18 protein-coding genes are annotated in these 18,786 nt (G+C 71.6%); 5 read left to right on the plus strand and 13 right to left on the minus strand.

Features of this window, described 5'->3' with window-relative positions:
- Nucleotides 1-27: 27 nt before the first annotated feature.
- A complete protein-coding gene (locus tag KBX46_RS27650) occupies nt 28-1,638 on the minus strand; it encodes a PP2C family protein-serine/threonine phosphatase (RefSeq protein WP_210794834.1) in 1,611 nt (536 codons plus the stop codon).
- Nucleotides 1,639-1,762: 124 nt separating this feature from the next.
- Nucleotides 1,763-3,001 carry an ROK family transcriptional regulator gene (locus KBX46_RS27655; protein WP_210794836.1) on the minus strand — a complete coding sequence of 413 codons (1,239 nt, stop codon included), beginning with the start codon at nt 2,999-3,001 and terminating at the stop codon, nt 1,763-1,765.
- 80 nt (nt 3,002-3,081) lie between these two features.
- On the opposite strand from KBX46_RS27655, the gene xylA reads away from it, so the two are divergent.
- The 3 genes from xylA (at nt 3,082) to KBX46_RS27670 (ending at nt 7,254) form a co-directional block, all read left to right on the plus strand.
- A complete protein-coding gene (gene xylA / locus KBX46_RS27660) occupies nt 3,082-4,269 on the plus strand; it encodes a xylose isomerase (RefSeq protein ID WP_088949857.1) in 1,188 nt (395 codons plus the stop codon).
- Nucleotides 4,270-4,278: 9 nt separating this feature from the next.
- On the plus strand, nt 4,279-5,706 hold the full coding sequence (xylB, locus tag KBX46_RS27665; RefSeq protein ID WP_099848106.1) for a xylulokinase: 1,428 nt from the start codon (nt 4,279-4,281) through the stop codon (nt 5,704-5,706).
- Nucleotides 5,707-5,799: 93 nt separating this feature from the next.
- Nucleotides 5,800-7,254 (plus strand): MFS transporter, encoded by a 1,455-nt coding sequence (locus tag KBX46_RS27670; protein WP_247668291.1) that lies wholly within the window; start codon nt 5,800-5,802, stop codon nt 7,252-7,254.
- A 137-nt stretch (nt 7,255-7,391) separates the two neighbouring features.
- Here the strand turns inward: KBX46_RS27670 and KBX46_RS27675 are convergent, their stop codons facing one another.
- The 5 genes from KBX46_RS27675 to KBX46_RS27695 all read right to left on the minus strand — a co-directional run bounded on the left by KBX46_RS27675 (nt 7,392) and on the right by KBX46_RS27695 (nt 13,668).
- Nucleotides 7,392-9,062 (minus strand): glycoside hydrolase family 13 protein, encoded by a 1,671-nt coding sequence (locus tag KBX46_RS27675; RefSeq protein WP_210794909.1) that lies wholly within the window; start codon nt 9,060-9,062, stop codon nt 7,392-7,394.
- A gap of 97 nt (nt 9,063-9,159) precedes the next feature.
- Entirely contained in the window at nt 9,160-10,206 is a 1,047-nt protein-coding gene (locus KBX46_RS27680) for a LacI family DNA-binding transcriptional regulator (RefSeq protein WP_210794838.1), read from the minus strand.
- A 68-nt stretch (nt 10,207-10,274) separates the two neighbouring features.
- The gene (locus KBX46_RS27685) at nt 10,275-11,243 is read right to left on the minus strand and encodes a carbohydrate ABC transporter permease (RefSeq protein WP_210794840.1); all 969 of its coding nucleotides are present in this window, start codon (nt 11,241-11,243) and stop codon (nt 10,275-10,277) included.
- A gap of 1 nt (nt 11,244) precedes the next feature.
- Nucleotides 11,245-12,291 (minus strand): carbohydrate ABC transporter permease, encoded by a 1,047-nt coding sequence (locus KBX46_RS27690; RefSeq protein WP_210794844.1) that lies wholly within the window; start codon nt 12,289-12,291, stop codon nt 11,245-11,247.
- Between the two features lie 30 nt (nt 12,292-12,321).
- Nucleotides 12,322-13,668: an ABC transporter substrate-binding protein gene (locus KBX46_RS27695; RefSeq protein ID WP_088949851.1), complete on the minus strand. Its 1,347-nt coding sequence runs from the start codon at nt 13,666-13,668 to the stop codon at nt 12,322-12,324.
- 250 nt (nt 13,669-13,918) lie between these two features.
- Between KBX46_RS27695 and KBX46_RS27700 the strand changes: the two genes are divergently transcribed.
- Nucleotides 13,919-14,692, plus strand: coding sequence for a M23 family metallopeptidase (locus tag KBX46_RS27700; protein ID WP_088949850.1), 774 nt, complete (start codon nt 13,919-13,921; stop codon nt 14,690-14,692).
- A gap of 52 nt (nt 14,693-14,744) precedes the next feature.
- Here KBX46_RS27700 and KBX46_RS27705 read toward each other — a convergent pair whose 3' ends face one another.
- From KBX46_RS27705 to KBX46_RS27725, 5 genes are all read right to left on the minus strand, one after another.
- Nucleotides 14,745-15,239 carry a TspO/MBR family protein gene (locus tag KBX46_RS27705; protein WP_210794846.1) on the minus strand — a complete coding sequence of 165 codons (495 nt, stop codon included), beginning with the start codon at nt 15,237-15,239 and terminating at the stop codon, nt 14,745-14,747.
- 193 nt (nt 15,240-15,432) lie between these two features.
- Nucleotides 15,433-15,576 carry a GPGG-motif small membrane protein gene (locus KBX46_RS27710; protein ID WP_007464364.1) on the minus strand — a complete coding sequence of 48 codons (144 nt, stop codon included), beginning with the start codon at nt 15,574-15,576 and terminating at the stop codon, nt 15,433-15,435.
- Nucleotides 15,567-16,343 (minus strand): metallophosphoesterase, encoded by a 777-nt coding sequence (locus KBX46_RS27715; protein WP_088949848.1) that lies wholly within the window; start codon nt 16,341-16,343, stop codon nt 15,567-15,569. The genes KBX46_RS27710 and KBX46_RS27715 overlap by 10 nt, the downstream gene beginning before the upstream one ends.
- 10 nt (nt 16,344-16,353) lie before the next feature.
- Nucleotides 16,354-16,629, minus strand: a complete 276-nt coding sequence (locus KBX46_RS27720; RefSeq protein ID WP_088949847.1) for a hypothetical protein — start codon at nt 16,627-16,629, stop codon at nt 16,354-16,356.
- Nucleotides 16,626-17,210: a nucleotidyltransferase gene (locus tag KBX46_RS27725; RefSeq protein WP_088949846.1), complete on the minus strand. Its 585-nt coding sequence runs from the start codon at nt 17,208-17,210 to the stop codon at nt 16,626-16,628. The genes KBX46_RS27720 and KBX46_RS27725 overlap by 4 nt, the downstream gene beginning before the upstream one ends.
- Before the next feature lie 181 nt (nt 17,211-17,391).
- Between KBX46_RS27725 and KBX46_RS27730 the strand changes: the two genes are divergently transcribed.
- Nucleotides 17,392-18,063 (plus strand): thymidylate kinase, encoded by a 672-nt coding sequence (locus tag KBX46_RS27730; RefSeq protein ID WP_210794911.1) that lies wholly within the window; start codon nt 17,392-17,394, stop codon nt 18,061-18,063.
- Here KBX46_RS27730 and KBX46_RS27735 read toward each other — a convergent pair.
- A complete protein-coding gene (locus KBX46_RS27735) occupies nt 18,048-18,737 on the minus strand; it encodes an SDR family NAD(P)-dependent oxidoreductase (RefSeq protein WP_210794848.1) in 690 nt (229 codons plus the stop codon). The genes KBX46_RS27730 and KBX46_RS27735 overlap by 16 nt on opposite strands.
- Between the last annotated feature and the right edge of the window lie 49 nt (nt 18,738-18,786).

Below are 18,786 nucleotides of genomic sequence, written 5' to 3' on the forward strand. Positions count from 1 at the left end.
GGTCGCGCACATTCCGGCCGGGCCCACTCACGCCGGCACCGACGCACAGACGGCCAGCATCGCGACGTCGTCGTGGGCCTGCCCGTCCAACCAGTCGTCGACCGCCCCGAGCACCCGGTCGATCAGCGCCGCCGGCGGCTGCCCGGCCGCCGCCGCGACCGCCGCACGCAGCCGGGCCTCACCGAACATCACCCCGTCGCGGGGCCCGCGCGCCTCGGTCACCCCATCGGTGTACGCCAGCAGCAGGTCGCCGGGGTCGAGGTGCACCCGGGTCTCGGCGAACCGTGGGGCCGTCAGCGCCCCGACCGGCATGCCACCGACCGGGACCGGGGTGACAGTGCCGTCCGTGGTGACCAGCAGCGGTGCCGGGTGGCCCCCGCCGGCGATCCGGATGTCCACCCCGTCGGGCGCGCGCTGGAGGGAACCGAGCAGCAGAGTGGTGAGCTGACTGCGCCGCGCCGCGTCCGGCGCATCGAACAACGCCCGGTTGAGCAGGTCGATCAGCTCCAGCGGGCGCTGCTCGACAAGCCGCAGCGTCTGCAACGACTGGCGGACCCGGCCGGTCAGCACGGCTGCGCCCACGCCCCTGCCGCACACGTCGCCGAGCGCGAACAGGGCGCCGCGCGGGTGCGGGAACACCTCGTAGAAGTCGCCTCCGATGCGCAGGCTGTCTCCGGCGGCCCGGTAGCCGCCGGCCAGGGTCACGCCGGGCACTGAGGGCAGCTCGGGCGGAAGCAGGCTGGCCTGCAGGACCCGGGCCAGATGGGCCTGCTCGCCATGGAGGTCGGCCGTGGCCAGCGCGGCACCCGCCCGGGCGGCGAACTCCCGGGCAAGCTCGATGTCGCGCGGGTCGAAGTCGGCCCGCCCGGCCCGTCGGACGAGCAGCAGAGCGCCGACCGACCCTTCGGCGCCGAGCATCGGGCTGACCAGCACCATGCCGGGGTGGCCGAACCCGGGCGGCAGCATGGCGGCCAGGTCGGCGAGCTCGGTGTCGCGCCAACGGCTCGGCTCGGTGAGGTCGCCGGTCAGCGCCTCGGCGAGCCCGGGCACGGTGTCGGTCAGCGTCGCCGGGGCCAGCCCGCTGACCGGGGCGGGCTCGCCGTCGGCGTACCGGATCCAGCGGGCGTGCGGCTCGGCCGGCGCGGCCGGTCGGGGCAGGGCCACGGCGACGTCGGCCAGGTAGGGAACCGCGAGGGTGGTGGTTGCCAGGAGCACCTGGTCCCGGTGCAGGGACAGCCCGAGCCGGCTGCCGGCCTGGGCGAGGAAGGCGGTGCGGGAGCGTTCGGCGAGCAGGGCGTCGGCGCGGGCGTGCTCCTCGGTGGCGTCGCGCACGTACCACGCGAAGCGGGAGCCGGCGAGCTGTCGCCGGGCACCGCGCAGTCGTCGGCCCCGGTGGTCGGCGTCGAAGTGGTCGGCGTCGCTGGCGACCGCCCGGGCCAGGGCCGCCACCGGGCAGCGGGACAGCTCGGTGCCGACGGTGATCTCCGGGAGCAGCTCCGCCGCCATGGCGTTGAGCAGGGTGACCCGGCCGGTCTCGTCCGTCGTGAGGACCGCCTCGGCGAGACCGTCGAGCAGCTCGCGGGCCAACGGCGGGTCGGCTGGCAGCGGAGTGCCGCTGGGTTGCCGGGTCGTGGTCACCGCCGCACGCCGGCTCGCGTCTGACGACTCGTGCGCATGCTGCTTCTCGACTCCTCACACGGCATCGTTGCTGAGGGGCAAGGATACCGATCCGCACCGACAGACGCCCAGCGCGCAGTGTCGATCAGCCGGAGCGGGCCAGCCACCCGGCGGGCTGGGCGACGATCCGGCGGACCACCGAGCCGGCGGCACCCACCGCGGCGGCCTCCGCGCCGAGCGTCGACGGCCGGACCGTGACCGGCGACCAGGCGGCGGTCAGCACCCGGCTGGCGATCTCGGCGAGCACGGGAGGGCACAGCCAGGGCGCGAGCGCCGCGTACCCGCCGCCGAGCACCACGGTGTCCAGGTCGAGCAGGTTCACGACGCCGGCCACCGCGACGCCGAGCGCCGTTCCGGCGTCGTGCAGCGCCCGGAGCGCGTCGGCGTTGCCGGCCTCGGCCAGCTCGGCCAGCCGCGCCGTCGCGGTGTCCGCCGGAAGCTCCGCCCGGGCCAGCCCGGCAGCGGTCACGATCGCCTCCTGGCCGGCGTACTGCTCCAGGCAGCCCTGCCCGCCGCAGCGGCACGGACGGCCCTCGGGGTGGACCGGAAGGTGCCCGATCTCACCGCTCCAACCGCGCACGCCGCGGAACAGCGCCCCGTCCAGCACGATGCCGGCGCCGATGCCCACCTCTCCGGAGATGTGCAGGAAGCTGGACGGGCCGGGTGGCCGGGAGTGCAGCTCACCGAGCGCGGCGAGGTTGGCCTCGTTGTCCACGACCAGGACGGGCACGCCGGGCACCTGCTCGACCAGCGGCGGATGCTCGGCGAGCAGTGCGGGGACGGGCACGTCGCGCCAGCCGAGGTTGGGCGCGAGCCGGACCATCCCGGCGTCGTCCACCAGGCCGGGCACCGCGAGCGCGGCCCCGACCAGGGTGAGGCCCCGCTCGGTGGCGTCGTCGCGGGCCGCCACGGCCATCTCGACCAGCTGGGCCAGCGCGTCGGCGGGGGCCACCGGGCGCAGGTCGGCCCGGTGCACGGTGCGATGGCGGACCTGGCCGGCGAGGTCCACCACGCACACCGCCAGGTAGTCGACGTTGACCTCCAGGCCGAGCCCGGCCGGCCCCTGGTCGGCCAGGACCAGCCCGCGTGCCGGACGGCCGGCGCCGGAGCGGGGCGCCGGGTCGGATTCGCTGACCAGGTGGCCGGCGAGCAGGTCCTCGACCACCGCGGAGACGGTGGCCCTGGTCAGGCCGGTCGCTGTTGCCAGGTCGGCCCGGGACGGAGGACGGTGGGCTGCGGCGATGCGGCCGAGCACCAGGGCGAGGTTGAGCTCGCGCAGACTGCCCTGACGGACTGCGCCGGCCGGGGCGTGGGTGAGGCTCACCCCTTGACAGTGCCATAGGGCGAGCAAATAATTCAATGGCTGAACAAATAGCGGACAACACCACCACCCGGAGGTCGCTCATGGCACCCCGTCCCACTCCCGCCGACAAGTTCTCCTTCGGGCTCTGGACCGTCGGATGGCAGGCCCGCGACCCGTTCGGTGACGCGACGCGCCCCGAGCTCGACGCGGTCGAGGCGGTGCACCGGCTCGCCGAGCTGGGCGCGTACGGCATCACCTTCCACGACGACGACCTGATCCCGTTCGGCGCCGACGCCGCCACCCGTGACCAGCACATCGCCCGGTTCCGCAAGGCTCTCGACGAGACCGGCCTCGTGGTTCCCATGGTCACCACCAACCTCTTCACCCACCCGATCTTCAAGGACGGCGGTTTCACCAGCAACGACCGCGACGTCCGCCGGTACGCGCTGCGCAAGGTGCTGCGCAACGTCGACCTGGCCGCCGAGCTGGGCGCGAGCACCTTCGTCATGTGGGGTGGCCGCGAGGGCTCCGAGTACGACGTCGCCAAGGACGTCCGCGCCGCGCTGGACCGCTACCGCGAGGCGGTGGACCTGCTCACCCAGTACGTCATCGACAAGGGCTACAACCTGCGGTTCGCCCTGGAGCCCAAGCCCAACGAGCCGCGCGGAGACATCCTGCTGCCGACCATCGGGCACGCGCTCGGTTTCATCTCCCAGCTGGCGCACCCGGAGATGGTGGGCCTCAACCCGGAGGTCGGTCACGAGCAGATGGCCGGGCTCAACTACGCCCACGGCATCGCCCAGGCGCTCTGGCAGGGCAAGCTGTTCCACCTGGACCTCAACGGCCAGCGTGGCATCAAGTACGACCAGGACCTGGTCTTCGGTCACGGTGACCTGATGAACGCGTTCGCCCTGGTGGACCTCCTGGAGAACGGCGGCCCGAACGGCGGGCCTACCTACGACGGCCCCCGGCACTTCGACTACAAGCCCTCCCGCACCGAGGACATGGACGGTGTCTGGGCCTCGGCGGCGGCCAACATGAGCACCTACCTGCTGCTCAAGGAGCGGGCAGCGGCGTTCCGCGCCGACCCCGAGGTCGTCGAGGCACTTGCCGCCAGCAAGGTCGGCGAGCTGAACACGCCGACGCTCGGCGCGGGCGAGAGCTACGACGAGTTCCTGGCCGACCGGTCCGCGTTCGAGGATGTCGACGTCGACGCGGTGGCCGCCCGGGGCTACGCCTTCGTCCGGCTCAACCAGCTCGCCGTCGAGCACCTGCTCGGCGCCCGCTGAGGCCCCGCCATGCCGTTGGTCGCAGGCGTCGACTCGTCCACCCAGTCCTGCAAGGTGGTCATCCGGGACGCGGAGACCGGTGCCCTGCTCCGGCAGGGCCGGGCGCCGCACCCGGATGGCACCGAGGTCGACCCGGAAGCCTGGTGGCAGGCACTGCGTAGTGCCGCCGACCAGGCCGGTGGGCTGGCCGACGTGGCCGCGATCTCGGTCGCCGGCCAGCAGCACGGCATGGTGTGCCTCGACGAGGACGGCCGGGTGGTCCGCCCGGCGCTGCTGTGGAACGACACCCGATCCGCCGACGCCGCCGCCGACCTCGTCGAGGAGGCCGGCGGCGGCGCGGCCGGGCGTCGGTTCTGGGCCGAGGCCACCGGAAGCGTGCCGGTGGCCAGCTTCACCCTCACCAAGCTGCGCTGGCTGGCCACACACGAGCCGGAGCGGGCAGCCCAGGTGGCGGCCGTCTGCCTGCCGCACGACTGGCTGACCTGGCGGCTGGCCGGCGCACCGGGGCTGGACGCGCTGCGTACCGACCGGGGTGACGCCAGCGGCACCAGCTACTGGTCGCCGGCCACCGGGCAGTACCGACTGGACCTGCTGGAGCGGGGCTTCGGCCGGCGGTTGGTGCTGCCCGAGGTGCTCGGTCCGGCGGAGTCGGCGGGAAAGCTGTCCGACGTGCTGGGTGGGCCGGGCGGCGCGCTGCTCGGCGCGGGCACCGGGGACAACGCCGCCGCCGCGCTCGGCGTCGGCGCCGGGCCCGGTGACGTGATCGTCTCGATCGGCACCTCCGGCACCGTGTTCAGCGTCGCCGACGTGCCGGCCGCCGACGAGAGCGGTGCGGTGGCGGGCTTCGCCGACGCGTCCGGTCGCTTCCTGCCGCTGGTCGCCACGCTCAACGCGGCCCGGGTGCTGGACGCCGCCGCCGCGATGCTCGGGGTCAGCCTGGACGAGCTGGCCGAGCTGGCGCTCTCCGCGCCAGCCGGTGCGGACGGGCTGGTCATGGTGCCCTACCTGGAGGGTGAGCGAACGCCGAACCGTCCGCTCGCCACCGGCGCTGTGCACGGCCTGACCCTGCGCACGTCGACCCCCGCGCACCTGGCCCGGGCCGCCGTGGAGGGCATGCTCTGCGCCCTCGCCGACGGCCTGGACGCGCTGACCGCGCAGGGTGCCACCGCCCGCCGGGTCATCCTGGTCGGCGGCGGAGCCAGGTCGGCCGCGGTCCGTCGGATCGCGCCGCAGGTCTTCGGCTGCCCGGTCGTCGTCCCGCCCGCCGGGGAGTACGTCGCCGACGGCGCCGCCCGGCAGGCCGCCTGGGTCGCCCTGGGCGGTCCCACGCCGCCGGTCTGGGCGGTCGAGGGCACCGAGGAGTACGCCGCCGAGCCCGTCCCCGCGGTGCGTGAGCAGTACGCCGCGGCTCGCGGACTGGTTCTCGACCGGCGCTGACCGTCGGGATCGACGTGGGTGGGTGCCGGTCGACGGTGACCGGCACCCACCCGCGTGACGACCTGCTCGACGGAGTCTGGTTGGCTGCCGGTCATGACGGTGACCAGTGGCGGGCCCGGCCAGGGGCGGGCGCAGTCCGGCCCACGCCCGCCTGGCCGGGGCGGTGGCCCGGCACACCGGCTGTACAGCGTCGTCGTGTTCGTGCTGCTCGCCTCCCTGGACAACGTGGCGATCGGGCTGGTGCCGCCGCTGTACGGCCCGATCTCCGACGCGTTCTCCGTGTCGGGGCGGCTGCTCGGTCTGGTCACCGCGGTCAGCTTCCTGGTCAGCGCCGTGGCGGCGGTCGGCTGGGCGTACGTCGGCGACCGGACCAACCGCAAGCCGCTGCTCATGGTGGGCACGCTGCTCTGGGCGGCGGGCACCGGCGGCAGCGCGCTCGCCGGCGGCTACCTCACGTTCCTCGCCGCACAACTGGTCGCGGCGGTCGGCCTCGGTGCGGTCGGCTCGGTCGGCTTCTCGGTGGTCACCGACCTGATCTCACCGACCCGGCGGGGGTTGGTGATGAGCTTCTGGGGGCTGTCCCAGGGGATCGGCACCCTGGCCGGCACGCTCCTCGGCGGGCTGCTCGGGGCGGCTGACTGGCGGCGACCGTTCCTGCTCCTGACCGGCGTCGGCCTGGCGGCCACCCTCGCGTACCTGTTCACGTACGACGTCCGCCGTGGCCAGAGCGAGCCGGAACTGGCTGGCAGGCTGGACGCCGGCGCCGAGTACGACTATCGGATCAGCCGCGCCGACCTACCGCGCATCCTGGCCCGACGGACCAACCGGTGGCTGATCCTGCAGGGCCTTACCGCGCAGGCCGCCTTCGGCTCGCTGGTCTGGCTGCCGGTGCTCTTCGCCGAACGGGCCGAGGCCCAGGGATATTCGACGTCGACAGCGGTGGTCGTGGGCAGCGTCTTCGCCACACTGTTCCAGCTCGGCGGGGTGCTCTCCATCGTGGGCGGCCTGATCGGCGACGCGGCACAGCGGCGTACGCCGAGAGGGCGGGCCCTGGTCGCCGCGGTCGGCATCCTCGCGGCGCTGCCGTTCTACCTGGTGTTGTTCTTCGTCCCGGTGACCATCGACGTGCCGGACGGCGCGAGTGGCGGCGCGGTCGTCGGCGCGGTGCTGGCCAGCGTCTTCACCGAGCCGTCGGTGGGGCTGAGCCTGCTCACCGCGATCGTCGCGCTCGCGCTGACCTCGGCCAACTCGCCGAACTGGTTCGCGCTGATCGCCGACGTCAACCCACCCGAGCACCGGGGCACGGTCTACAGCCTGGGCAACCTGGTCAACGGGGTTGGTCGCGCGGCCGGCAACGGGCTGGTCGGGGTGGCGTTCCAGGGGCTGCGAGCGGCATTCCCGCCGCCGTTGAACTTCGCCGTCGGGCTGGCCGCGTTCCAGCTCTTCTTCATCCCCACCGGTGTCATGTACTGGCTCGCCTCGCGGACCTCACCCGAGGACATCGACAACGTGCACGACCTGCTGCACACCCGCGCCGACCGCCTCTGACCCGCGTGCGCCGCCCCCACCGCCCGCCCCGCCCGCACGCCCGCCCTGATCCGCGCAACATCTCCGAAAGTGCTGCCTCGGGCGAGCGTGAGGGGCCAACATCCCTGATGTTGGCCCCTCACGGACTCGGGTCAGGGTCAGCGCAGCCAGACCGTCACGTCGGTCGGGACCGCGTTGTCGTCGTTCAGGGGTGCGCTGGTGGCTAGCACCTCGGCACCGGTCGGCAGCGGCACCGGGGCCGCACCGAAGTTGGTCAGCACGGTCAGCTCACCGTTGCGGAAGGTCAGCGTCTCGTCGCCCGAGGACACCCACTCCAGGGTGCCGCGACCCAGCCCGTGCTCGCGGCGCAGCCGCAGCGCCGCGCGGTACAGCTCGTACGTGGAGCCGGGCACGTCGCGCTGGCGGTCCAGCGCGTACTCCGCCCAGAGCGCGGGCTGCGGCAGCCAGCTCGCGTCGGTGGGCCCGAAACCGTACGACGGGGCGTCGGCCTCCCACGGAATCGGCACCCGGCAGCCGTCCCGGCCACGCTGGGTGTGCCCGCTGCGCTCCCAGGTCGGGTCCTGCCGGGCCTCGTCGGGCAGCGTGGTGTGCTCGGGCAGCCCCAGTTCCTCGCCCTGGTAGAGGTACGCCGAGCCAGGAAGAGCGAGCATCAGCAGGGTGGCTGCGCGGGCCCGGCGCAGGCCGAGGGCCGCGTCCGGCTGCGGGTCGCCGGTGCCGATGCCGTTGGGCCGGCCGCCGCCCACCGGCAGGCCGAGCCGGGAGGCGTGCCGGACCACGTCGTGGTTGGACAGCACCCAGGTGGTCGGCGCGCCGACCGAGTCGGTCGCCTCCAACGAGCGGGTGATCACCGCGTACTGGGCCGGTGCGGTCCACGCGGCCAGCAGGTACTCGAAGTTGAACGCCTGGTGCATCTCGTCCGGGCGGACGTAGCGGGCCAGCCGCTCGGCCGGCTCCACCCACGCCTCGGCGACGAGCACCCGCTCGCCCGGGTAGCTGTCCAGGACCTGCCGCCACTGCCGGTAGATCTCGTGCACGCCGTCCTGGTCCCACATCGGCGGGCGCGGCTTGTCGATCTCGTTGCCGGAGAGAATCTCCTGCGGCTCCTGCCAGTCGGCCAGGTCGGCCTGCTTGATCAGGCCGTGTGCCACGTCGACCCGGAAGCCGTCCACGCCACGGTCCAGCCAGAACCGCAGGACGTCCAGGAACTCCGCGTGGACCTCCGGGTTGTCCCAGTTGAGGTCCGGCTGGCCGGTGTCGAACAGGTGCAGGTACCACTGGCCGGGTTTGCCGTCCGGGTCGACCGTCCGGGTCCAGGCCGGGCCGCCGAAGACGCTCTGCCAGTCGTTCGGCGGCTGGTCACCGGTCGGGCCGAGGCCGTCCCGGAAGATGTACCGGGCCCGCTCCGGGCTGCCGGGCGCGGCGGGCAGGGCGGCCTGGAACCAGCGGTGCGCGGACGAGGTGTGGTTCGGCACCAGGTCCACGATCACCCGCAGGCTGCGGGACCGGGCCTCGGCGATCAGCTTGTCCGCGTCGGCGAGGGTGCCGAACAGCGGGTCGATGTCGCGGTAGTCGGCCACGTCGTAGCCGGCGTCGGCCTGCGGCGACGGGTAGAACGGGGAGAGCCACACCGCGTCCACGCCCAGCTCGACGAGGTGGTCGAGGCGGGCGGTGATGCCGGGTAGGTCACCGATGCCGTCCCCGTCCGAGTCGGCGAACGAGCGGGGATAGATCTGGTAGATGGTCGCCTCGGTCCACCAGCCGGTGATCGGGTGACCGGAGGGGGTCTGCTGCGTCGGATCGGTGTTCAGAGTCTTCTCCCGTGTCGAGCTGTGGGTGGACTGCCGGCGGTGCTCCTGCCGGCCGCATCGCCGCCAGCCACCGGCCGGCGGCGATGGTTGAAGTTCTTCAGTGTGCCCGGGGTGGTGCGGTCGAGTCCCGGACCACCAGCCGAGTGGGCAGGATCACCGGCGTGGCGCCGTCGGTGCCCTGGTGACCCAGGAGTGGGCCCGGAGGTCGGGCTTCGAGCGGGTCGAGCAACATCCGTGCGGCCAGTCTGCCCTGCTCGGCGGCGGGTTGGGCGATGGTGCTGAGCCCGAGCACGCCGGCCAGGTCGTGGTCGTCGATGCCGATGACGCTGACGTCCTGCGGCACCCGCAGTCCGGCGTCGCGCAGCGCGGTCATCGCGCCCATCGCCATCTCGTCGCAGGCGGCGACGATCGCGGTCGGCGGCTCGCCGCGGGCCAGCAGCTCCTCGGTGGCCCGGGTGCCGCCGTCGATGGTGAACGTGGATTCGACGTCCAGGGTCGGGTCGAGCCGCAGACCGGCGGCGCGCAGTGCCGCCTGGTAGCCCCGGCGGCGGTCGAGGTGGGTGGTGAAGGCCAGCTCGTCGTCCGGGTCACCGGAGATGTGCGCGATGCGGTGGTGCCCGAGGTCGAGCAGGTGCCGGGTGGCGGCCCGGGCGGCGGCCACGTCGTCGATGCGGACGCAGGGCCAGTTGGGCACCCTGCTTCCCGAGCTGATGGTCACCCCGGGGAGTTCCAGGGCGGCCAGCGCGGTCATGTCGGCCGGCCGCAGTGGCGTGGCGACCAGCATGATGGCGTCGACCCGCTTGTGCAGGTTGGCCGTACGCAGGACCCGTTGGCGGACCTGCTCCCGGCCGCCCAGGTTGTAGAGCAGCAGGTCGTAGCCGGACTGGTGGAGGTATTCCTCGACCGCCTCGACGATGGTGCTGAAGAACCAGCGGGTGATTCGGGGGACCACCACCGCGACCGTGCCGGTCCGGCCCCCGGCCAGCCGGGACGCGCTCGGTGAGACCTCGTAGTCGAGCTGCTCGGCGGCGGCGAGCACCCGGCGTCGGGTGGCGGCCGAGACCGTCGGCAACCCGCGCAGGGCCCGCGAGACGGTGGCCGTGGACACTCCGGCCAGCCGGGCCACATCATCAATCCTCGTCACGGTTCCCCCGCTCGGTGCCCGGAGCGCCCGCCGCCGCCCGAGGGGCCAGGCGGCGGCGGGCAAGCGGGTCAGCCCTTGACGCTGCCGGCGAGCAGACCTCGCACGAAGAAGCGCTGCAGGGACAGGAAAACAATGAGCGGTACGACGATGCTGACGAACGCGCCGGCGGTCAGGCGCTGCCACTCGTTGCCCCGGGTGCCGGCCATCTCGGCGAGCCGGACGGTGAGCGGGGCGGTCTCGTTGCTGCCGCCGGCGAAGATCAGCGCGACCAGCAGGTCGTTCCAGACCCAGAGGAACTGGAAGATGCCGAACGCCGCGAGTGCCGGGGTGATCAGCGGCAGCACGATGGTGCGGAAGATCTTCGGGTGGGTGGCCCCGTCGACGCGGGCCGCCTCCATCAGGTCACCCGGCAGTTGCGAGATGAAGTTGTGCAGCAGGAAGACGGCGAACGGAAGCGCGAAGCAGGTGTGCGCGAACCACACCTGGGCGAACTTCTGCTCGTCGACCAGGTCCCAGGCCGGCATCAGGGTGACGCCGCCGAGGCTGACCCCGGTGGAGAAGAACCTCAGCAGCGGCACCAGGGCCATCTGCAGCGGCACGATCTGCAACGCGAAGATCGCGATGTAGACCCAGTCCCGGCCGCGGAAGTTGATCCAGGCCAGCGCGTACGCGGCCAGGCAGGCGAAGGCGAGCGGGAAGAGCACCGACGGGATGGTGATCGCCAGGGAGTTGATGAAGGACCCGGCGAGCTGCCCGGAGGACGACGACCGCCCGAACAGGACCTGCTGGTAGTTGTCGAACGTGAACTGCGGGTTGGTGAAGGCCGTCCACCAGCCGGTGGTCTTGATCTCGTCTTCCGGTCGGAGTGAGGAGACGAGCAGGCCGAAGGTCGGAATGGTCCAGGCCACCGCGATGATGACTGAGACGAGGGTGGCGGTGCGGCTGTTCAGCCGCTTGCGGACCCGTCCGCCAGTGGTGGTCGGGGTGCCGTCGGTCTTCTGGGTGCCAGCGGCGACAGTTGGCGTTGCGGTGGTCATCTCAGCCCTCCCGCTGTTGACGGAGGTTACGGATCTGGTAGATCACGACCGGGATGACCAGGATGAAGAGGAAGACCGCGAGTGCGGAACCCCGCCCGTTCTCGCTGTACCGGAACGCCTGGTTGTACATCTCGTTGGCGATCACGCTGGTGTCGTAGTTGCCGTTCGTCGAGGTCCGGACGATGTCGAAGACCTTGAGCGTGGCGATCGTGAGGGTCACCATCACGACGATCAGCGCCGGTCGGATGCTCGGCATGGTGATCTGCCAGAACATCTGCCACGGGCTGACCCCGTCGAGCCGGGCGGCTTCGACGATGTCGCCGGGGATCGCCTTGATCGCGGCGGAGAGCACCACCATGGCGAAACCGGCCTGGATCCAGATCATGATGACGATGAGCAGCAGCGTGTTCAGTGGCGATTCGAGCAGCCACTGCTTGGGCTCACCGCCGAGGCTGACCACGATCTGGTTGAGCAGACCGATCTGGTCGCCCTCACCTCGGTAGGCGTAGACGAACTTCCAGATGATGCTGGCGCCCACGAAGGAGATGGCCATCGGCAGGAAGATCAGTGACTTGGCCACGGACTCGAACCGGGCCTTGTCCACGAGTACGGCGTAGATGAGGCCGAACCCGGTCGCCACCAGGGGGACCAGGAGCACCCAGATCAGGGTGTTGATCAGGACCCGGACGATCGCGTCGTCGGAGAACATCCAGCCGAAGTTGTCCAACCCCACCCACTCGGTGCTGTCCCTGTTCATCAGGGAGAGCACCGTGGTGCGGATGGCTGGCACGACCAGGCCGATGGTGAGCAGCAGCAGCGTCGGCAGCAGGAAGAAGAGCGCGAAGAGCCCCTCCCGCGGCTTGGTTCGGCGGGGGAGTGGAGCTCCACTCGCCGAGACGGCGACGAGTTGTGCCTCCCGTCGCCGGGCGAACCAGGCCGGCACCACGTCGAGCAGCAGGAGCAGACCGCCCACCACCACGACGAAGGCGACCAGCCCGTACATCAGCATGAGGAGCTTCGGCTGCTGATCGGCGAAGTCGAACTCCATCAACCCTCCCTCTCGGGTCCACCGCCGGGATCACTTAGGCCAGCTGCTCTCGATGCCCTGGAGCACCGGGGCGGTCGCCTTGCCGTTCAGCCACTCGACCATGCCCTTCCAGAACGTTCCCGCGCCGACGGCTGCCGGCATCAGGTCGGAACCGTCGAAGCGGAAGGTGCCGCTCTTGTCCTGGAGGATCTGGACGGAGAGCTTGTCGATCGGGCTGGCCACGTTGGCGATGTCCAGCTTGTTGTTCGCCGTGACCCAGTTGCCGAGCTTCGCGCGGCTGTTGACGTACTCAGCCGAAGCCAGGTAGGTCTGCACCGCCTGGACCTCGGGACGGTCGGCGTAGCCGACGACGAACTCGCCCGCGCCCAGCACCGGCTTGCCCTTGGCGGGGTCGATGGCCGGGAAGTAGAAGGCGAACGCGTCGCCGTCCGCAGCCACCTTGGTGCCCTCGGGGAACTGGTTGGCGTAGAACGACGCCTGCCGGTGCATCGCGCACTTGCCGTTGGTGACCGGCACGCCCGCCTCCTGGAAGGAGGTGGTGGTGATGCTCTTGACGCCGCCGAAGCCGCCGTTCATGTACTTGTCGTTCTTGAGGATGGTGCCGGCGCGGTCGACCGCGTCGACGATCTTCGGGTCGTTGAACGGGATCCCGTGGGTGGTCCACTGGTCGTAGACCTCGGGGCCCTGGGTCCGCAGGATCACGTCTTCGATCCAGTCGGTGGCCGGCCAGCCGGTGGCGTCACCGGACTCGACGCCCGCGCACCACGGCTTCATGCCACTGGCGGCGATCTTGTCGCTCAGGGCGATGAGCTGGTCCCAGGTGGTCGGAACCTCCCAGCCCTTCTCCTTGAACGTCTTCGGCGAGTACCACACGAAGGACTTGACGTTGGCGCCGAGCGGCACGCCGTAGAGCGTCCCGTTGACGGTGCCGTACTTCAGCCAGTCGGCCGGCATGTTCTGCTCGGCGAGGGCCTTGGTGTCGGCGCTCAGGGACTTCAGCTTGCCGGCGTCCGCGAAACGCTTCACGAGGCCGGGCTGCGGCACGAAGGCGATGTCGGGGGCGTTGCCACCGTCGACCCGGACCGGGAGCTGCGCCTCGAACTCGCCGCTGCCCTCGTAGTCGATCTCGATGCCGGTGCACTTGGTGAAGTCCGACCAGGAGCGCTCGAGCAGGTCCGCCTCGGCGTCACGGATGGACGCGTAGATCGAGACCTTCTTGCCGTCGTGGCCCTCGTACTTGTCGTATGCGGCGCACTCCGCGGAGCCCGCGTTGTTGCTCTTCTTGTCGTCGCCGGTACCGCAGGCGGTGGCGCTGAGCGCCAGCCCGAGTACGCCGGCGATCACGAAGGCCTGGCGTGGTCTGGTAAAGACCGCCATGCCGTCCTCCTTCCTAGCCGGCGCGGTCGTGCTGGTGACCCGTCGCCGGTCCGATTGGGCGTGCACACATGTAAGCGCTTGCATCCGGTCCGGTCCACCCCCTGTCAGACACGAGCGAGTAACAATCCGGAAACCTGCGGGCTGCCTCGTGGGCGCGCTCCCGCGGCGGATCCCCGACTCTTTCGAAGATTGACGATATCTGTCAGGCTAGGGCCACCCCATCGAAGGTTTTCGACATAGGAGGAGCTGTATGCGAAAGCGGTGGATCAGCCTGCTGGTGGCGGGTGTGCTCGTCGGAGGAGTCCTGGCGCCGGCCAGCCCGGCGCTGGCCGCGCCGACCTTCAAGGTGCCGTTCCCGTGCGGCCAGTCCTGGTCCGGGCAGACCCGATCGGGTCACAGCCCGGCGAACGCCGTCGACTTCAACCGCACCGACGATCAGGGCGACCCGGTGGTGGCGAGCGCGCCCGGCACCGTCGACCGCGTGACCGACCTCGGTGGCACCAGCTACGGCAAATACGTCCGGATCAACCACGGGGGCGGTTACAGCACCTACTACGCCCACCTCAACGGCTTCAACGTCTCCGTCGGGCAGACGGTCGGCTACGGCAAGGTGCTCGGCTGGGTCGGCACCACCGGCGGGTCGACCGGCCCGCACCTGCACTACGAGCAGCGCCTCGACGGCGCCGACATCAAGGTGCGCTTCAACGGCACCCTCGCCCTGTACTGGGGCACCAAGACCTACACCAGCAACAACGGGTGCTCCTCGGGCGGCGGCAACGGCACTGTCGACACCAGCGGCACCCCGTTGACCGTCCGCTCCGGCCCCGGCACCGGGTACGCCTCGGTGGGCACTGTCGCCGACGGCACGCGGGTGACCATCGCCTGCCAGACCAGCGGCACCACGGTCACCGGCACGTACGGCACCAGCTCGATCTGGGACCGGATCGGCAGCGGTCGGTTCATCGCCGACGCGTACGTGTACACCGGGTCCGACGGATACATCCCCGGCGTGCCCCGCTGCTGACCCGGGGACGGCCACGGTCCCCGGCGGGCGCCGCCGTCGGGGACCGGTCAGGTCAGGAGTTCAGCTGCCAGATCGACAGGTTCAGGGCGGCGGCGAAGGTGACCCAGGCCCAGTAGGGCAGCAGCAGCGCCGCCGCCACCCGCGACACCCTGGCGAACAGCACCACGGTGAGCCCGATCGCCAGCCACATCACCACGATCTCGGCGAACGCCAGCCCATATCGCCCCGCGCCGAAGAACAGCGGGGTCCAGATGGCGTTGAGCACCAGTTGGGCGGTCCACGCCCAGAGGGCGGGGCCGAAGCCGACCCGCTGCCACACCAGCCAGGCGGCCACCGCGATCAGTGCGTAGAGCAGCGACCAGACCGGGCCGAACAGCCATGAGGGCGGTGCCCAGCTGGGCTGCTGGAGGCTCGCGTACTCGCCGGTGGTGCCCTGCACCCCCAGACCGCCGATCGCGGCCGCGACGAAGACGGCCGCCGCGAAGCCCACGAGAGCCCACCACCGCCGCCGGCCGGAGGTCCTCGACGCGTCCTGGGATGTCTCCATGGTCGAGATAATTTCCATCCAGCGTCAGGTCAAACCGGCGGTAGGGCGCACAAGTCATCCGGCACCGTCATCAGGGGGCGGGAGCGCCCACAAGAAAGCGCCGGGATCGCCCCGGCCGGTGCTCCTGTCGGGAGGACGGAGCTCCGGTCGCGGCGACCCCGGCGGGTCCCGGTTTTTTTAGGAGGTACGCACGCTAATTGAAGATGCTGACACCACCCGGGCCGACCAACAGCCCGACAACGATGAGGACGATGCCCCACAGGATCTGCCGGCGGAACAGCGCGAGGATGCCGGCGACCACGAGTACGACTGCGAGAATCCAGAGAATCAGCTCCATGACCTCTGACTACCCGACTGGCCGATCGGGGAAACCTGGTCGGTGTCGAGTTGATCGCCGACGTGGAAGACGCTGTACGCCTGCTTGATCACCGGGTGCGCGACGTTGCGGACGCGTACGCCGCCGGGGGTCGTGCCGCGCTCGGTGCCGGCGTGCGCGTGCCCGTGCAGGGCCAGCGCCGTGGGCGCCGAGTCGATCGCCTGCCCCAACTGGTACGAGCCGAGGAACGGGTAGATCTCCAGCGGTTCACCGGCCAGCGTGTCCGGCACCGGGGAGTAGTGGGTGAGCGCGACCAGCATGTCGCAGTCCAGCGAACGGAGCGCCGTGCCGAGAGCCTCGGCGCTCTCGTTGGTGGTCCGGACGAACGCCTTCATCTCCGGCTCGCCGAAGTCGCTGGCGCACCGCCCGGCGAACCCGCCGCCGAAGCCCTTGACGCCGGCGATGCCGAGCCGACCGCCGGCGCAGTCCAGCACGACGCCGTTGCCTTCCAGCACGGTGATGCCCGCGTCCTCGAGGACCTTCACCACCTGCGGCACCTGGTCACACTGGTGGTCGTGGTTGCCCAGCACGGTCACCACCGGCACGGCCAACCCACCGAACTCCTCCGCCACGCAGCGCGCCTCGGCCTCGGTGCCGTGCCGGGTCAGGTCCCCGGCCAGCAGCAGCACGTCGGCACACTCCGGCAACTCCTCCAACGCGGGACGGAACCGACCGACCACGTCCTCGTCCAGATGTACGTCGCCCACGGCGGCGATCCGGATCACCATGGAACCTCCCTCAGGGCAGTTGCTCGATCTCCGTGGGCGCCTCGACGCGGATCACCCCGATGTCGCTGGTGATCGGGACGTCCGGGAAGCGCTCGGACACCCGGCGCAGGATCTCCTCGCGTCGGTGTGGGCTCTCCACCTCGCCGTAGAGCACGATGGCGCGTTCCCGCCGCACCACGGTGATCCCCTGTTCGGCGACGGCGGGGTCCTCGGCGAGGAGCCTTTGGATCTCCGCCTCGACGTACTCGTCCGGTGGCCCGGCACCAATGTCGCGTTGGTGGGTCACGATGTCCCCTCTCCGGTCGGGGTGCCGGCGGCCGGCACCACCTCCAGCCGGTCCAGCAGCACCAGGAACGCCTCGGCGTACGGCGAGTGCTCCGTCTCCTTGCGTACCCGCTCCCAGTCGATCTGCTCCCGCAGGGAGCGGGCCAGCGGCAGGCCGCGGGCGAAGTCGCAGTAGTGCTGGGAGAAGCTGAGCAGTTTGTGCACCATCAGCTGGGAGGCGGACAGGACCGGCATCTGGATCGCGTCCACCGGCCGGATGACCGTGTCGGCGAACGTCTCCTCCGTCACCGGTGTCTCGATCGGCCGGTGGATCAGGTCCACCATCCGGCCGTCGTCGAAGACCTTGACCAGCCAGTCCTCCGGGGGGCGCTCGGCGACGAACCCGGCGGCGACCAGGGCCTCCAGTGCCTTCTCCACGTCGACCTCCCGGATCAGGAAGTCGACGTCGTGCTCGCTGGAGTGGCCCCCGTGGGCGTAGACGGCGAAGCTGCCGCCCAGGGCGAACGGGATCTCGGACTGCTTGAGCACGGCGGCGACCTTCTTGAGGGTGTGCACCAGACTCTCGTCTCCGCGCTCAGCCATCTGGTTCTCCCGTCGTCGTGTTGGTGGACCGGCGGTTGGATACGAACTCCGGTACCCGGCATTCCGGTCGGCCACACCTGCGGGTGTCCCGGTCGGGTGTCAACAGGGATAAACCATCACATACCTCACGGGCCGGGTGCGCGGGTCGGATAACCTGTCGAGGGTGGCCAGATCATCGGGGATGCGACGACGCAGGGCCCGGTTGCGCACTGTCGCCCTCATCGGCATCGACGGCTCGGGCAAGACCACTCAGGCTCACCGACTGGCCGACGCGCTGAACGCGGCCGGCCGCCCGGCGAAATACCGCCGCAACGCCAGCGGCCGTCGTTGGCTCGGCCGGCTCGCCAACCGGCTCGGGCGGCCCGACGCCCAGCGGCTGGTCGGGCGCGACGGTGTGCTGGCGGTGGAGTCCGTGCTGCGCTGGCTCGCCATCGCCGTAGCCCTGATCAGCTGTCTGCTCACCGGCCGGACGGCGGTGATGGACCGCTACTCGGCCTGCCAGTACGCGAGCATCCGGGCCCACGGTGGGCAACGCTGGGAACGGCTCGCACGGGCCGGCTACCGGCTCTTTCCGACGCCGCAGGTGACCTTCCTGCTGGCCGTGGACCCGGCGGAGGCCTACCGGCGCATCGAGGAACGCGGCACCGATCACGAGACGATGGGCTGGCTGACCGCGGCTGACACCGCCTACCGGGCCCTGCCCGAATACCCGAGTTTCGTGCTGGTGGACGCCGGCCGCCCGGCCCAGGAGGTCACCGAGCAGATCCAGGCGCACCTGGAGACCTGGCTGCCAGCGCCTTCCAGGGCGGCACCCGGTGAGGTGCCCCCGCTGGTGACTCAAGCCCGCCCGTAGACCGGAACGGTGGCACCGCTGGTCGGGGCCGACTCGTCCGACGCGAGGAAACGGATCACCGATGCGATCTCGGCCGGCGCGACCCAACGGGAGTGGTCGGCGTCGGGCTGGGCGGCCCGGTTGGCCGGGGTGTCGATGACGCTGGGCAGCACGGTGTTGCAGCGGACGTTGCGGGGCCGGTATTCCACCGCGACCGCGTTGGCGAAGGCCAGCACCCCGGCCTTGGCCGTCACGTAACCGGCCGCGCCGGCGAACGGGGCGACCGCCGCGCGGGCCGAGACGCACACCACCGCTCCACCACCGGCCGCCACCAGATGCGGCAACGCGGCCTGGGTGACCAGGTAGGTGGGCCGCAGGTTGACGGTGAGCATCCGCTCGAAGACCTCGATCGGGGTCTCGTGCACCAGACCTTCGCTGGCGTACCCGCCGACGAGGTTGACCACGGCCCGCAGGGGCGCCGCAGGGTCGCCGGCGGCGGCCTCGACCGCCCGCGTCGCGCCCGCCGGGTCGCTGAGGTCCGCGACCAGCCGGAGCACCCCCGCTGCCGGCTCCGAACCGGGACGGGCCTCCCGCTCCGGTACGACCACCCGCCAGCCCGCCTCGACGAACGCGGCGACGGCCGCCCCGCCGAGCCCGCCAGCCCCTCCGGTCACCAACACGCTGCGCTCCGCCATGCGCCTCACGCTAGCGTCCCGTCCGGCCGGCGCCTGCCGGTGCTCCACA

It is taken from the genome of Micromonospora sp. C81, from assembly GCF_018070425.1.
Classification (GTDB): domain Bacteria; phylum Actinomycetota; class Actinomycetes; order Mycobacteriales; family Micromonosporaceae; genus Micromonospora; species Micromonospora zamorensis.